Origin of the sequence: Burkholderia sp. LMU1-1-1.1 (assembly GCF_040675865.1) — a bacterium.
Classification (GTDB): domain Bacteria; phylum Pseudomonadota; class Gammaproteobacteria; order Burkholderiales; family Burkholderiaceae_D; genus Rugamonas.
In genome coordinates, this window is record NZ_JBEGHG010000023.1 from 337016 (window position 1) to 350776 (window position 13761).

Annotated in this window: 13 protein-coding genes; all 13 read right to left on the minus strand. The window is 62.9% G+C overall.

Annotation, left to right across the window (positions count from 1 at the left end):
- Positions 1–53: 53 nt before the first annotated feature.
- Positions 54–971 carry a protease modulator HflC gene (hflC, locus tag MRBLMU1_RS19880; protein ID WP_315222105.1) on the minus strand — a complete coding sequence of 306 codons (918 nt, stop codon included), beginning with the start codon at positions 969–971 and terminating at the stop codon, positions 54–56.
- Entirely contained in the window at positions 971–2266 is a 1296-nt protein-coding gene (gene hflK / locus MRBLMU1_RS19885) for an FtsH protease activity modulator HflK (protein WP_363504601.1), read from the minus strand. Before hflK ends, hflC begins: the two co-directional genes overlap by 1 nt.
- Before the next feature lie 17 nt (positions 2267–2283).
- Positions 2284–3513, minus strand: a complete 1230-nt coding sequence (hflX, locus tag MRBLMU1_RS19890) for a GTPase HflX (protein ID WP_363504604.1) — start codon at positions 3511–3513, stop codon at positions 2284–2286.
- Positions 3514–3555: 42 nt separating this feature from the next.
- A complete protein-coding gene (hfq, locus tag MRBLMU1_RS19895; protein ID WP_008450615.1) occupies positions 3556–3792 on the minus strand; it encodes an RNA chaperone Hfq in 237 nt (78 codons plus the stop codon).
- 202 nt (positions 3793–3994) lie between these two features.
- Positions 3995–5341, minus strand: coding sequence for a ribosome biogenesis GTPase Der (gene der / locus MRBLMU1_RS19900; protein ID WP_315222098.1), 1347 nt, complete (start codon positions 5339–5341; stop codon positions 3995–3997).
- Positions 5342–5345: 4 nt separating this feature from the next.
- Positions 5346–6482 carry an outer membrane protein assembly factor BamB gene (bamB, locus tag MRBLMU1_RS19905; protein WP_363504611.1) on the minus strand — a complete coding sequence of 379 codons (1137 nt, stop codon included), beginning with the start codon at positions 6480–6482 and terminating at the stop codon, positions 5346–5348.
- 61 nt (positions 6483–6543) lie between these two features.
- Positions 6544–7212 (minus strand): YfgM family protein, encoded by a 669-nt coding sequence (locus tag MRBLMU1_RS19910; protein WP_363504614.1) that lies wholly within the window; start codon positions 7210–7212, stop codon positions 6544–6546.
- A gap of 58 nt (positions 7213–7270) precedes the next feature.
- Entirely contained in the window at positions 7271–8623 is a 1353-nt protein-coding gene (hisS, locus tag MRBLMU1_RS19915) for a histidine--tRNA ligase (RefSeq protein ID WP_363504617.1), read from the minus strand.
- A gap of 12 nt (positions 8624–8635) precedes the next feature.
- Positions 8636–9907 (minus strand): flavodoxin-dependent (E)-4-hydroxy-3-methylbut-2-enyl-diphosphate synthase, encoded by a 1272-nt coding sequence (ispG, locus tag MRBLMU1_RS19920; RefSeq protein ID WP_363504620.1) that lies wholly within the window; start codon positions 9905–9907, stop codon positions 8636–8638.
- A gap of 39 nt (positions 9908–9946) precedes the next feature.
- Entirely contained in the window at positions 9947–10975 is a 1029-nt protein-coding gene (locus MRBLMU1_RS19925) for a helix-turn-helix domain-containing protein (RefSeq protein WP_363504623.1), read from the minus strand.
- Between the two features lie 13 nt (positions 10976–10988).
- Positions 10989–11816 carry a type IV pilus biogenesis/stability protein PilW gene (gene pilW, locus MRBLMU1_RS19930; RefSeq protein ID WP_363504626.1) on the minus strand — a complete coding sequence of 276 codons (828 nt, stop codon included), beginning with the start codon at positions 11814–11816 and terminating at the stop codon, positions 10989–10991.
- Positions 11816–12988 (minus strand): 23S rRNA (adenine(2503)-C(2))-methyltransferase RlmN, encoded by a 1173-nt coding sequence (gene rlmN, locus MRBLMU1_RS19935; RefSeq protein ID WP_363504629.1) that lies wholly within the window; start codon positions 12986–12988, stop codon positions 11816–11818. The genes pilW and rlmN overlap by 1 nt, the downstream gene beginning before the upstream one ends.
- 85 nt (positions 12989–13073) lie before the next feature.
- Positions 13074–13481, minus strand: coding sequence for a nucleoside-diphosphate kinase (gene ndk / locus MRBLMU1_RS19940; RefSeq protein WP_090314593.1), 408 nt, complete (start codon positions 13479–13481; stop codon positions 13074–13076).
- Positions 13482–13761: the final 280 nt, after the last annotated feature.

The following is a 13761-nucleotide window of genomic DNA, read 5'->3' on the forward strand; positions in this document are numbered from 1 at the left end:
GCAAAAAGGGCGGATACCCGCAGGTATCCGCCCTTCTTTTTGCCGTCGCCGGCTTACTTCTTCGGCGCGGCCGGCGCCGACGGCGCGCCGCCGGTGCCCGAGCTCTTGAAGTACTTGAAGAAGTCCGAGCTCGAATCCATCACCATCACGTCGCCGTGATTCTTGAACGTGGCGCGGTAGGCTTCCAGGCTGCGGTAGAACTTGTAGAACTCCGGATTGCGGCCGAACGCCTCGGCGTAGATGGCCGACGCCTTGGCGTCGCCCTCGCCGCGCATCGTTTCCGCTTCGCGATAGGCCTCGGCCAGGATCACGGCGCGCTGGCGGTCGGCGTCGGCGCGGATCTTCTCCGATTCGGCCGAACCGGTCGAACGCAGTTCGTTGGCCACGCGCAGGCGCTCGGCCTTCATGCGGTCGTACACCGAGTTGTTGATCTGCTCGACGTATTCGACGCGCTTCAGGCGCACGTCGATGATCTCGACGCCGATCTGCGCGGCTTCCTGAACCACCTTGGTGCGGATCGCCTCCATCACCTTGCCGCGCTTGCCCGAAATGACTTCGCTCACGGTGTGCTTGGTGATTTCCTCGTTCAGCGCTGCCTTGACGATGACCGACATGCGGTCGCGCGCGCGGGTCTCGTCGCCGCCGAAGGTGACGTAGTACAGCTTGGCCTGGCCTTCGTTGCGGCCGATGCGCCACTTGACGAAGCTGTCGACCAGGATGTTCATCTTCTCGGCGGTGATGAAGCGCTCGGCGTCGGCCGATTCAATGGTCAGGATGCGGTTATCCAGATACAGCACATTCTGGAACGGCGGCGGCAGTTTGAAATGCAGCCCCGGCTCGCGTATCACTTCCTTGATCTGACCCAGCGCGAAGACGATCGCGTACTTGCGCTGGTCGACCACGAACACCATCGACGACAGCAACAGCAGCACGACGAAAACAGCAATGAGGGAACTGGCTATGCGATTCATTAACGACCCTCCCGGTCACGTCCGGAATCTCGCGAGCGCGAATCGCGCTGGCGGGTTACTTCAACCGATGGCATGATCTCCGACGGCAAGGTTGCCACCGGCGGTGGCGAAGCCTGCGCCGCCTTGGCCTGGGCCGCCGACGCGTCGGTCGCCGCCACCTGGGCGATCAGCTTGTCCAACGGCAGATACAGCAGGTTGCTGCCGCTCTTGGCGTCGACCATCACCTTGCTGGCGCTCGAATAAATCTGCTGCATCGTTTCCAGATACATGCGGTCGCGCGTCACGCCCGGCGCCTTCTGGTACTCGGTCAGCACCTGTTTGAAGCGGGCGGCGTTACCGGTGGCGTTCTCGGTGACCATCGAACGATAGGCTTCGGCCTCCTGCAGCAGGCGCGAAGCGTAACCGCGCGCCTTCGGAATCACGTCGTTGGCGTAAGCCTGGCCTTCATTCTTCTGGCGTTCCAGATCCTGGCCGGCCTTGACGGCGTCGTCGAAGGCGACTTGCACCTGCTCCGGCGGTTGCACCGCCTGCAGGGTCACGTTCGAAATCAGCACGCCGGAGGCATAGCGGTCGAGGATCAGCTGCATCAGCTGCTGCGTCTCGTAGGCCACCTTGTCGCGGCCCTCGTACAGCACGAAGTCCATCTTGTTCTTGCCGACGATTTCGCGGATCGAGGTCTCGGCCACCTGGCGCACGGTGTCCTCCTCGTCGCGGTTGTTCATCAGCCAGGCCACGGGATCCTTCAGTTTGAACTGCACGGCGAACTGCATGTCGATGATGTTTTCATCGTCGGTCAGCATCAGCGATTCGCGCGCCTGCTTGTTCTTGACGTTGCCGCGGTAGCCGATTTCGACCATCCGCATCTGCGATACCTTGACCGTTTCGTCGCTCTGGAACGGATACGGCCAGCGCCAGTTGAAACCGGAACCGGTGGTGTGGCTCACTTTACCGAAGGTGTAGACGATACCGGTCTGGCCCTCCTGCACGATGAAGGAACCGCTGGCGAGCCAGATCAGCGCGGCGACGACGCCGATGGCGCCGGCCGTGGCGCGCATGCCGGCCATGTCGGGACGCGGCCCGCCTGGACCGGCGGGACCGCCGTTATTGGGACCCTCGGGACCTTTCTTCTGGCCGAAGAAGCTATTGAGGCGCTGATTGAAATCGCGCCACAGCTGCTCCATGTCGGGAGGTCCTTCGCCGGGCTTTTTGCCTTCGTTCGCTTGCGGCTCGCCGTCCTTCTTGTCCGAGCCCCAGCGGGGATCGTTCAGCGACGGCTTGAGGCCAAGACGTTTCATAATTGAGGAGACACGCATCAGTGTGATCCAACGTGATTAGGGGTGGGACTGCTATCTGCTTCGGAGTCGGAGACCTGGTGGGCGTCGCCATCGGCTGCCTCCCAGTCGTCCGCTCGATCCGCTTCTTCGAATTCTTCCATGTCGCCTGTCGGGTAGGCCTGGTTCAGCCTTGCGCCGGGTGCCGCCTTGGCCCATTCGACCACCGCCTCGCGCAGCAGATCGACGCCCTGGCCGGTGCGCGCGCTGAGGAAAACGCGGGAAATTTTAGCATATTCATCCCTTTCCACAGACGGCTCCAGGCCGGCCGCGTCGATCTTGTTCCACACCAGAATCTGCGGAATATGATCGGCGCCGATCTCCTTGAGCACCAGGTTGACCTGCTCGATCTGCTCCATGCGCACCGGCGACGAGGCGTCGACGACGTGCAGCAGCAAATCGGCGTGGATGGTCTCCTCCAGCGTGGCGCGGAACGCCGCCACCAGCTGGTGCGGCAGCTCGCGCACGAAACCGACCGTGTCCGAGAACACCACGTTGCCCACTTCCTGCCCCATGTAGACGCGGCGCGAGGTCGTGTCCAGCGTGGCGAACAACTGGTCGGCGACGTAGACGCCGGCCTTGGTGACCGCGTTGAACAAGGTCGATTTGCCGGCATTGGTATAGCCGACCAGCGACACCGAGAACGTCTGGCTGCGTCCGCGCGAGCGGCGCTGCGTCTCGTGCTGCTTGCGCAGCTTGCCGAGACGCGCGCGCAGCGCTTTGACCCGCTCGCCGATCAAACGGCGGTCGGTTTCAAGCTGCGTTTCACCCGGACCGCGCAAGCCGATACCGCCCTTTTGCCGTTCAAGGTGGGTCCAGCCGCGGATCAGGCGCGTGGCCAGATGCTGCAGCTGCGCCAGTTCCACCTGCAGCTTGCCCTCGTGGGAGGCGGCGCGCTGGGCGAAAATGTCGAGTATCAGGCTGGTACGGTCGAGCACCCGGATCTGCAGGCGCTTTTCCAGGTTGCGTTGCTGGGCGGGCGACAGCGCGTGGTTGAAGATGACGATTTCGATGGCGTGATCGAGCACGGCGAGACCGATTTCGTCGGCCTTGCCGCTGCCAACGAAATACGCCGCGTCAGGAGATGAACGCTTTGCCGTGATCGTCGTGACAGGCTCCGCGCCTGCTGAACGGGCCAGCAGTTGCAGTTCCTCGACGCTGGCGGCAAAGTCGCCCTGACCGAAATCGATACCGACTAGAGCTGCGCGCATAAGACGGTCAGGCAAGTTGGGAAGAAGCCGAGATGCAAGCGCTTATTCCGCTTCGGATTCAATGTTGAGATTGACGGCGCGTGCCGGCACTACCGTGGAGATGGCGTGTTTGTAGACCATCTGGGTCACGGTGTTGCGCAGCAGTACGACGTACTGGTCGAACGATTCAATATGGCCCTGCAGCTTGATGCCGTTGACCAGATAGATCGAGACAGGAACATGCTCTTTGCGCAAGGCATTGAGGAATGGGTCTTGTAACAGTTGCCCTTTGTTGCTCATAACAGCTCCATTTTATGTTGTTGTGTTGGAATTGGAGGCGAAACGCTTAATTTCAAGTACGTGGCCCAGCGAAAGTCAAATGATTTCCGCTGAAACACCGCTCGCCACGCCGGGAATGGTGCTTCTAAGCCACTGTAACCTGTTTTGACAATTTTTGCAGGGGAGTCCCGTACAAAAAAGCCAAAATTCCCTTATTTTTTTCTTATTTGGCCGGCGTCTTGGAGAACGGGTTTTTACCGGTGCGCAGCTCGATGCGCAAAGGCGTGCCCACCAGCTGGAACGTGTCGCGGAAATGTTTTTCCAGGTAACGCTTGTAGGGCTCGCCGACGGCGTCCAAAGCGTTGCCGTGGATAACGATCACCGGTGGATTCATACCGCCCTGGTGCGCGTAGCGCAGCTTCGGACGGATCGAACCCTTGCGGCGCGGCTCCTGCTTTTCCACCGCCTCGATCAGGGCGCGGGTCAGCTTCGGCGTCGACAGGTTGGCCGTGGCGGCGGCGTAGGCCGCGTCGACCGACTTCATCAGCGGGCCGATGCCCTGCGATTTCAAGGCCGAGATGAAGTGCATCTTGGCGAACGACAAGAAGTCGAGCTTGCGGTCGATGTCGATCTTGATCTCGTCGCGCTCATCGGTGCGCAAGCCGTCCCACTTGTTGACGGCGATCACCAGCGCGCGGCCCGTCTCCAGCACGAAGCCGGCGATGTGGGCGTCCTGCTCGGAGATGTCCTGCTGGGCGTCGAGCATCAGCACGACCACGTTGGCCTCCGAGATCGACTGCAGCGTCTTGACGACCGAGAACTTCTCGATCGCCTCGAACACCTTGCCGCGGCGGCGGATACCGGCCGTGTCGATCAGCGTGTACTGCTTGCCTTCGCGCTCGAACGGAATCTCGATCGAGTCGCGGGTGGTGCCTGGCATGTCGAAAGCGATGACGCGCTCTTCGCCGACCAGGGTGTTGATCAGGGTCGACTTGCCCACGTTCGGACGGCCCACCAGCGCGATCTTGATGCCGTGGTCGGCCTTGTCGAGCTCCTCCGGGTCTTCCGGACGCTGGGCGAAGGCCAGGTTCAGCGCCTCCTCCACCAGGTCGGCGACGCCGTCGCCGTGGGCCGACGAGATCGAGTACGGCTCGCCCAGTCCCAGCTCGTAGAAGTCGGCGACGACGGCGGTGTAGCGCATGCCCTCGGACTTGTTCACGACGAGCATGACCGGACGGCCGCTTTTACGCAGGAAGTCGGTGATGGTTTTGTCATGCGGCGTCAGGCCCTGGCGGCCGTCGACCAAGAAGACGACGATGTCGGCTTCGGCCACGGCCTGCTTGGTCTGCTTGGCCATCTGATGCATGATGCCTTCCTTGGCGACCGGCTCGAAGCCGCCCGTGTCGATGACGAGGAAGGGACGTTCGCCGACACGGCCCTCGCCATAGTGACGATCTCGCGTCAACCCAGGCAAGTCCGCCACCAGCGCATCGCGCGAGCGGGTCAGACGATTAAACAAGGTCGATTTCCCTACATTGGGTCGACCCACTAGTGCGATTACCGGCTTCATTGTATTACTCGACCGCGAGAGCGGTCACTGTCCCTGATTGGGTTTGAAAAATCAAATTCGAGCCGGCGATGACGGGGTCCGATTGGATCGGGCTTCCGTCGGTCGCGGCACGACCTATGTACGAACCATCTTCCCGCGACAGGAAGTGGACGTAACCCTGGTAGTCGCCGACGGCCACAGCGCGGCCGAACGACACGGGGGTCGACAGGCGGCGATACGACATCTTGTCGTTCTTCCAGGCGTTGCCGCCGCTTTCGCGGCTGTAGGCTGCAACTTCGCCTTTGTCGTCGGAGACGAATACGAAACGCTGGTCCACCGCCACGCCCACGTCGGACGAAGTCGGCTTGCTCCAGTGCGGCGCGCCGGTGGTGGCGTCGAAGCAGGCCACGCGGCCCTGGTACGACACGGCGCAAACATCTTTTTCGAAGATCACCGGGGCGCCGGCGATGTCGGTGACCCGTTCCAGCTCGGTCGCGCCGCGCGGCTCGCCCACCACCAGTTCGAAGCGCTGCAGGCCGCCGGCCAGGGCCAGCACCAGCAGCTTGCCGCCCGGCTGGGCGACGTACACGTTGGGGCCGTTGATCACCATGCCCGGCGCGTTGCGCAGGGTCAGGGCCGGCGTGGTGCGCGCCACGCTCCATTTTTTGACGCCGGTCTTGGCGTCGTACGCGGTGATCAGGTTGTCGACGCTGCGCACCACCACCACACCGCCGCCCACCACCGGGGAGGACAGCACTTCGCTGCTGGCCTGGCCCTTCCACAGTTCCTTGCCGTTGGCGTCGTAGGCCAGGATCACGCCTTTTTTGCCGCCGACGACGACCACTTCACCATCGCTACCCACGCCGGCGGTCAGGTCGACGCCGGTCTTGACGCGCCAGGCTTCCTTGCCGGTGGCCGCGTTCAGGCGCGCCAGCACGCCGTCGCCGTCGGCCACGTACAGGCTCTCGCCCGCCAGCGCCGGCGTGAAGACGGCGGTGCCGGCCTTGTTCATCGAGTACTTCCAAACGGTCTTGGGCACCATGCCGCCCTTGAGCTCCACCAGCGGCGCCGGCTGGTTCTTGGTGTCTTTCGAGCCAAACAAGGAACAACCGGCCAACATCGCGAACACACTTGCAGCAATAACTTTTTCGGTAATACGCATTTTTTAACCTTGATCTGGAGAGCTAAGCGGGCGCCGTGGCGCCCTTGCGGCGTGACGTTATTTAGGCGGGGCTTTTGGCGTCTTTGGCGGCATCGGCCGGCACGGAGCCGCCGATGGCTTCAAACTTCAGCTGGATCAGCTGGCGGCCAGGGTTCTTCTTGTCGGTCGCGTCGAGCGCGGCCTGGTAGGCGGCGCGGGCTTCGGCGATCTTGTTCTGCGCGGCCAGGATGTCGCCCTTGCGGTCGGCGACGGCGCCGGCGAATTGCGGAGCCACGTCGCCGGACAACGCCTTCAGCGCGTCGTCATAGGCTTTTTCGTCCAGCAGGATGCCGGCCAGGCGGATCTTGGCCAGGGCCTTGAACTCGTCGCCGCCATGGTCGATCGCCCACTGCAGCTGCGCCTTGGCCGACTTGACGTCGTTGGCGTCGAAGCTGCTCTTGGCGGCCACCAGCGCGGCCATCGGCGCGTAGGTGGTGCTGCCGAATTTCGATTCCATGTCGCCGGCGGCGCGCAGCACCTTGGCGTTGTCCTTGGCTTGCACGGCCGTTTGCAGTTCCTCGTACAGCGCCGAGGCCTGGTTCGACTGGTTGCGCTGGTAGTAGTTCCAACCCGCCCAACCGGAATAGGCGGCCAGGCCGGCGATCAGCACCCACGAGGTCAGGTTGCCGTATTTTTCCCACCAGGCTTTAAGGGTAGCGAGTTGTTCTTGTTCTTCGAGATCGTATGCCATGTCAGTTCGTCTGCTAGAGGATTAATGAATGCGTTAAAAAAAACGGCTCGGTGTTAGCTTAGTGATTGCAATGCTCGTCGTGCACGTGATGGTGGTGATCGCCGCTGCCGGTGATCTGGTCGACCAGGAAGTCGACGACGTCGTCGAACGGCACCGTCGATTGCTGCATGTCGCCCTCCTCCGCGCGCATCGCCTTGACGGTGGCGGTGTGGTTGGCCACTTCGTCCTCGCCGATGATGACGGCGAACGAGGCGCCGCTGCCGTCGGCCTTTTTCATCTGCGTCTTGAAGCTGCCGGGACCGTTGGCGGTCGAGGCGTGCATGACGACATCGAGGCCCGCGTCGCGGATACGCTCGCCCAGCACGAACGCTTGCAGCTGGGCGGCCTCGCCCTGGTGCACCAGGTAGACGTCGCACTGGTTCGGTTGTTCCGGCTCGCCGGCTTCCTTCATCAGTTCCAGCAGGCGTTCGATGCCCATGGCGAAACCGACGGCCGGTGTCGGCTTGCCGCCGAACGAGGCGATCAGCGGATCGTAACGGCCGCCGGCGCACACGGTGCCCTGCGAGCCCAGTGCGTCGGTGACCCATTCGAACACGGTGCGGTTGTAGTAATCGAGGCCGCGCACCAGGCGGTTGTTGATCACGTACGGGATGTTGTTATGGTCGAGGATCTTGCGCACGCCGTTGAAGTGTGCCAGCGATTCCTCGCCCAGGTACTCCATCAGCTTGGGCGCGCCGTTGACCATCTCCTGCATCGCCGGATTCTTGGTGTCCAGGATGCGCAGCGGGTTGCTGTGCAGGCGGCGCTTGGCTTCGGCGTCGAGGATATCCTCGTGCTTTTCCAGGTAGGCGATCAGGTCGACGCGGTGGCGCGCGCGCTCTTCGGCGTCGCCGATCGAGTTCAGTTCGAGGCGGATGTTTTCCAGGCCCAGGTCATCCCACAGGCGGCGGCACATCATGATCAGTTCCGCGTCCACGTCCGGGCCGTTGAAGCCGACGGCCTCGCAGCCGAACTGGTAGAACTGGCGATAGCGGCCGCGCTGCGGACGCTCGTGGCGGAACATCGGACCGGTGTACCACAGGCGTTTCGGGCCTTCGTACACCAGATTGTGCTCGATCACCGCGCGCACCGCGCCGGCCGTGCCTTCGGGGCGCAGGGTCAGCTCGTCGCCGTTCATCGAATCGGTGAACGAGTACATTTCCTTTTCAACGATGTCGGTCACGGCGCCGATGGCGCGCTTGAACAGCGCGGTGTCTTCGACGATCGGCGTGCGGATCTGCTGGAATCCGTAGCTTTGCACGACCGATTGCGCGGTGTTTTCAAACAGCTGCCACAGATGCGAATCGGTCGGCAGGATATCGTTCATGCCTTTGACGGCGGTGATCTTTTCAGCTTTTTTGTTTTCGGACATTTCGATTTCTTCTTATGCTTCGGCGGCTTGTTTGCCGTAGTTGTTCTTCACGTAGTTCAATACGATTTCCTGGAATTCCTCGACGATGCGCTCACCGCGCAGGGTCGCGAACTTGGCGCCGTCGACGAACACCGGCGCCGCCGGCGATTCGCCGGTGCCCGGCAAACTGATGCCGATGTTGGCGTGCTTCGATTCGCCCGGACCGTTGACGATGCAGCCCATGACGGCCACGTTCATCGCCTCCACGCCCGGATAGGTCTTTTTCCACTCCGGCATCTGCTCGCGCAGATAGGTCTGGATGTTGTCGGCCAGTTCCTGGAACGTGGTCGAGGTGGTGCGGCCGCAACCCGGGCAGGCGATCACCATCGGCGTGAATTTGCGCAGGCCCATGGTCTGCAAAATCTCCTGGCCAACCACCACCTCCTTGGTGCGGTCGCCGCCCGGCTCCGGCGTCAGCGAAATGCGGATGGTGTCGCCGATGCCCTCTTGCAGCAGCACCGACAGCGCCGCCGTCGAGGCGACGATGCCCTTGCTGCCCATGCCGGCCTCGGTCAGGCCCAGGTGCAGAGGATAGTCGCAGCGCTTGGCCAGCTCGCGGTAGACGGCGATCAGGTCCTGCACGCCGGAGACTTTACACGACAGGATGATCTTGTCGCGGCCCAGGCCCAGTTCCTCGGCGCGCACGGCGTTCTCGATGGCGGAGGTGATCAGCGCCTCGTACATCACCGCCTGCGCGCTCCACGGCTCGGCGCGGCCGGCGTTTTCGTCCATGATGCGCGCCAGCAGCGCCTGATCCAGGCTGCCCCAGTTGACGCCGATGCGCACCGGCTTGTCGTAGCGCGCGGCCACTTCGATCATCTGCGCGAACTGGGTATCGCGCTTGGCGCCCTTGCCGACGTTGCCCGGGTTGATGCGGTACTTCGACAGCGCCTTGGCGCACTCCGGATAGTCGTTCAGCAGCGTGTGGCCGTTGTAGTGGAAGTCGCCCACCAGCGGCACGTCGATTTCCATCTTGTCCAACTGTTCGCGGATGTACGGCACCGCCTCGGCGGCCTCCGGACGGTCCACCGTCAGGCGCACCAGCTCCGAACCGGCGCGCGCCAGGTCGCGGATCTGGATCGCCGTCTCGATCGCGTTGGCGGTGTCGGTGTTGGTCATCGACTGCACCACCACGGGGGCGTCGCCGCCGACCCAGATCTTGCGCTGGCCGTGCGCGACCAGCACGCTGCGGCTGGCGCGGCGATTCGACGGTCCCGAAGGAATAGCTGTTTGCGTAGAAGACATGGCTGTTTGCTCGTGCTGGCTGGTTTAACTTGTTTTAACTTACTTGATATTGACGCGGGAGATCGTGCCGCCGGCAACCGGTGGCAGCGCCAGCGGCGCGCCGCCCAGGGTCGCCTTCACGCCGTCCGGTTTGCCGATGATCAGCAGCGCCGGGTCCTTGATATCGAAGGTCTCGGTGCTGCCCGCCTTGACCAGGCGCGAAATCAGCGGCTTGGTGCCGGGCCGGCGAATCTCCACCCACGAATCGCTCGTCACTTCCAGCACCAGCTGGGTGCCGGTGGCCGCTGCCGGAGCGGCCGCAGGCGGCAACACCTGCGCTGCCGGCGCGGCGGTCGTCGGCGCGGTGGTCGTCGCGGCGGCTGGTGCGGCTGGCGCGGCGGGTGCGCCCGCGGCCGCAGGCGCGCTCGCGGCGTCGGCCGGGTTGGTGCTCGTGCCTGGCGGCGGCACCGAAATCAGCGGCACGTTCGGCGACTGCAGCGGCGCCGTTTCCTGGCCCGGCTTGACCAGGGTGGTCTCCAGCGGCATGGTCGAATCGATCGGCTTGGGCAGCTCGGTCACGGCGCTGGCGCTGGAGGCGCCGTCACCGCTGGCGCGCTCGAACATCGAGGTCGAAATCAACCCGCTCTGGTAGGCGTACACGCCCCCGCCGATCAAGGCGGCGGCCACCACGACGGCGCCCACCATCCAGCCGCCACGGCCGGACGAACGGTCGGTCATCAGCGGGAAGCGCGACTCCGAAAACTCGGCGGCCCGCTCCCTGCGCGGCGGCGCGGCCTCGGGGCTGGTCGGCGAGATCACCTCGATCATCGCCACCAGCGGCGTGGGGTCCAGCTTGACGACCTTGGCGTAGGCGCGGACGAACCCACGCACCACCGCCATATTCGGCAAGGAGGCGTAATCGCCCGCTTCGAGCGCGACGACCTGGCGCGGCGCCAGCTTCAGCTGGTCCGCGATCTGTTCCACCGACATGCCCATCGCTTCGCGCTGGGCGGCCAGTTGTGCTCCGGGCGTGGCCAGGCTGCTGCTGCCCTGGTCTTTTTTCGGCGGTTCTGCCCACTCTGAATTCATTGGTATCCCTGTCTCACTCATCAAACGCCCCACGTTGATAAGCAGCATATTCGGTCGAGCCGGGGTGGTGGCGGCGCAATTGCGTCGCCCAACCAGCTTCAGCCCCCTTATCGCCCACCTTATGCTGCACCTTAATCCCGAGCCACAGCACATCGGCCGTCAGGCTCTCCATCTTTGCCACCTTGTTCAGACGGGTAATGAAGAAATTGGCGCGCACATAATCGCGCTTTTCAAAATATACCCGCGCCAGATTGGCGTTGGTGGCCGGCAGGTCGGGCGTCAACTGCAAGGCTTGCAGCAGATAACGCTCCGCGCTGGCGTAATCCTTGGTCTTCAACGCGCACGACCCGGCGTTGTTCGCGGCCGACGCCGGCGAACGGTAGCCGCGGTTGCCCAGCGCGGCGTCGAACAGCGGCATCGCCTCCGCCACCCGGCCGTTCTGGCACAGGAAAGAACCATAATTGTTGGCCAGATCCGGATTGCCCGGCGCAAGTTTGCGCGCGCGGACAAAGTTATCCTCGGCCAGGCCGTTCTCCCCCATGGCCTGATAAATCAGGCCGCGCATGCCGTAGGCGTCGGCGTACTGCGGATCGGCCAACAACGCCATCTTGACCTCGTCGAGCGCGAACGGATACTGGCCCTGCTCGTAATAACCGACCGCCAGCTGCATGCGGATCTCGACCTTGCGCTGGGCGCTGGTCTGGTCCGACGCCGTGGTCAGCTCGGCCTTGCCGCTGTTGCCGGGTTCCGGCGCCGAGGCGCAACCGGCCAACGTCCCCGCCAGCGCCGGGATCAACCCGAGCGCGACGAGCCGCCGGCTACGCTGCGCCAGGAGCGTCATCAGGAAGTGATCTCCACGATCTTGCCGAAATTGGCGCCGAACTTTTGCTGGTACTCGGCCATCTTTTCCATCCGCTGCGCCACCTTGGTGCGGTCCTGGACCTCGCCGGCCAACTGGCCGCAGGCGGCGTCGATATCGTCGCCGCGCGTCTTGCGGATGGTGGTGACGATGCCGGCGTCGACCAGGATCTGGGCGAAGGCCTTGATGCGCGGATTTTTCGAGCGCAGCAGGCCGGACTCCGGGAACGGATTGAACGGAATCAGGTTGAACTTGCAGTTGACGCCGAACTGGCGGTCCTGCACCAGCGCGATCAGTTCACGGGCGTTCTCGTCGGAGTCGTTGACGCCGTCGAGCATGCAGTATTCGAAGGTGATGAAGTCGCGCGGGGCGAATTCCAGATAGCGCTTGCAGGCGGCCATCAGCTCCTTGAGCGGATACTTTTTGTTCAGCGGGATCAGGCTGTTGCGCAGCTCGTCGTTGGACGCGTGCAGCGACACGGCCAGCGCCACCGGCACTTCCTGCGACAGCTTGTCCATCATCGGCACGACGCCGGAGGTCGACAGGGTCACGCGGCGGCGCGACAGGCCGTAGGCGTTATCGTCGAGCATCAGCTTGAGGGCGGTGGCGGTCGGCTCGAAGTTCAGCAGCGGCTCGCCCATGCCCATCATGACGACGTTGGTGATCTGGCGCTCGCCCTTCGGCCCCGGCTCGATGCCCTTGGTGCGGCGCAGTTCGAACTCGGCCATCCACAGCTGGCCGATGATCTCGCCGACGGTCAGGTTGCGGGAAAAGCCCTGCTTGCCGGTCGAGCAGAAACGGCAGTTGACGGCGCAGCCGGCCTGGGTGGAAATGCACAGGGTGCCACGGTTTTCTTCCGGGATGAACACGGTTTCGACCGCGTTGCCGTTGCCGACGTCGACCAGCCATTTGCGCGTGCCGTCGGTGGACGTGTGGTCGCTGATGATGGCCGGCGCCGTGACGTGGGCTCGGGTTTTCAGTTTGTCGCGCAGCGACTTGGCCAGATCAGTCATGGCGTCGAAGTCCGACGCCCCGAATTGATGGATCCAGCGTTGCAGTTGCTTGGCGCGGAACGGCTTCTCCCCCAACTCGGCGCAATAAGCGATGAGCTGCGCGGGATCGAAGTCCAGCAAGTTGGTGTGAGGTGCGTTCATAGTCAGGTTCAAAACAGTTCTAAAAAAAACTCCGTTCCCGCGCGGGGGCGGAAACGGGGGTATTGCACGAATTACTTACCGCGAATTACTTGCCGAAGAAGTAGGCAATTTCAACTGCAGCGGCTTCGACAGCGTCGGAACCGTGAACGGCGTTGGCGTCGATCGAGTCGGCGAAGTCAGCACGGATGGTGCCTTTTTCAGCCTTCTTAGGATCGGTGGCGCCCATCAGTTCGCGGTTTTTCAGGACGGCGTTTTCGCCTTCCAGTGCCTGGATCATGACTGGGCCCGAGACCATGAAATCGACCAGGTCTTTGAAGAAGCCGCGCTCTTTGTGCGCGGCGTAGAAACCTTCAGCCTCTTCACGCGACAGCTGCTTCATTTGAGCAGCAACGATCTTCAGGCCAGCGCCTTCGAAACGGCTGTAGATTTGGCCGATAACGTTTTTTGCAACTGCGTCTGGTTTGATGATCGACAGGGTGCGTTCGATTGCCATTTGAAAAACTCCAATAAAAAGAAAGGTTTAAAACAAAATTGATAGCTCAATCAACCTTTGATTTTACCATAGAACACCCCATATTCCGAGCAAGGGCACCAGATAAGGCTGCAAGCGGCCAGGCGAATGCCCCGTTTCGGGGCGAAAACTCCCGGTTTTGACGGGGTTGCGAGCGTTTAAGCCCGGATTAAGTGCTTTTGGTACATGTTTTTGGGTATTTCGGCTGGTACGTGCTATGCTTTTAACAAGCGGTAAACCGAATCACTTTGAGGGAGGCACT

Bases quoted from the DNA above. Each gene is read 5' to 3' on its own strand.
- ndk (WP_090314593.1), bottom strand. From the start codon at position 13,481: ATGGCAATCGAACGCACCCTGTCGATCATCAAACCAGACGCAGTTGCA.
- hflK (WP_363504601.1), bottom strand. From the start codon at position 2,266: ATGAAACGTCTTGGCCTCAAGCCGTCGCTGAACGATCCCCGCTGGGGC.
- bamB (WP_363504611.1), bottom strand. From the start codon at position 6,482: ATGCGTATTACCGAAAAAGTTATTGCTGCAAGTGTGTTCGCGATGTTG.
- hflX (WP_363504604.1), bottom strand. From the start codon at position 3,513: ATGCGCGCAGCTCTAGTCGGTATCGATTTCGGTCAGGGCGACTTTGCC.
- hisS (WP_363504617.1), bottom strand. From the start codon at position 8,623: ATGTCCGAAAACAAAAAAGCTGAAAAGATCACCGCCGTCAAAGGCATG.
- der (WP_315222098.1), bottom strand. From the start codon at position 5,341: ATGAAGCCGGTAATCGCACTAGTGGGTCGACCCAATGTAGGGAAATCG.
- hfq (WP_008450615.1), bottom strand. From the start codon at position 3,792: ATGAGCAACAAAGGGCAACTGTTACAAGACCCATTCCTCAATGCCTTG.
- MRBLMU1_RS19910 (WP_363504614.1), bottom strand. From the start codon at position 7,212: ATGGCATACGATCTCGAAGAACAAGAACAACTCGCTACCCTTAAAGCC.
- ispG (WP_363504620.1), bottom strand. From the start codon at position 9,907: ATGTCTTCTACGCAAACAGCTATTCCTTCGGGACCGTCGAATCGCCGC.
- hflC (WP_315222105.1), bottom strand. From the start codon at position 971: ATGAATCGCATAGCCAGTTCCCTCATTGCTGTTTTCGTCGTGCTGCTG.
- rlmN (WP_363504629.1), bottom strand. From the start codon at position 12,988: ATGAACGCACCTCACACCAACTTGCTGGACTTCGATCCCGCGCAGCTC.
- pilW (WP_363504626.1), bottom strand. From the start codon at position 11,816: ATGACGCTCCTGGCGCAGCGTAGCCGGCGGCTCGTCGCGCTCGGGTTG.
- MRBLMU1_RS19925 (WP_363504623.1), bottom strand. From the start codon at position 10,975: ATGAATTCAGAGTGGGCAGAACCGCCGAAAAAAGACCAGGGCAGCAGC.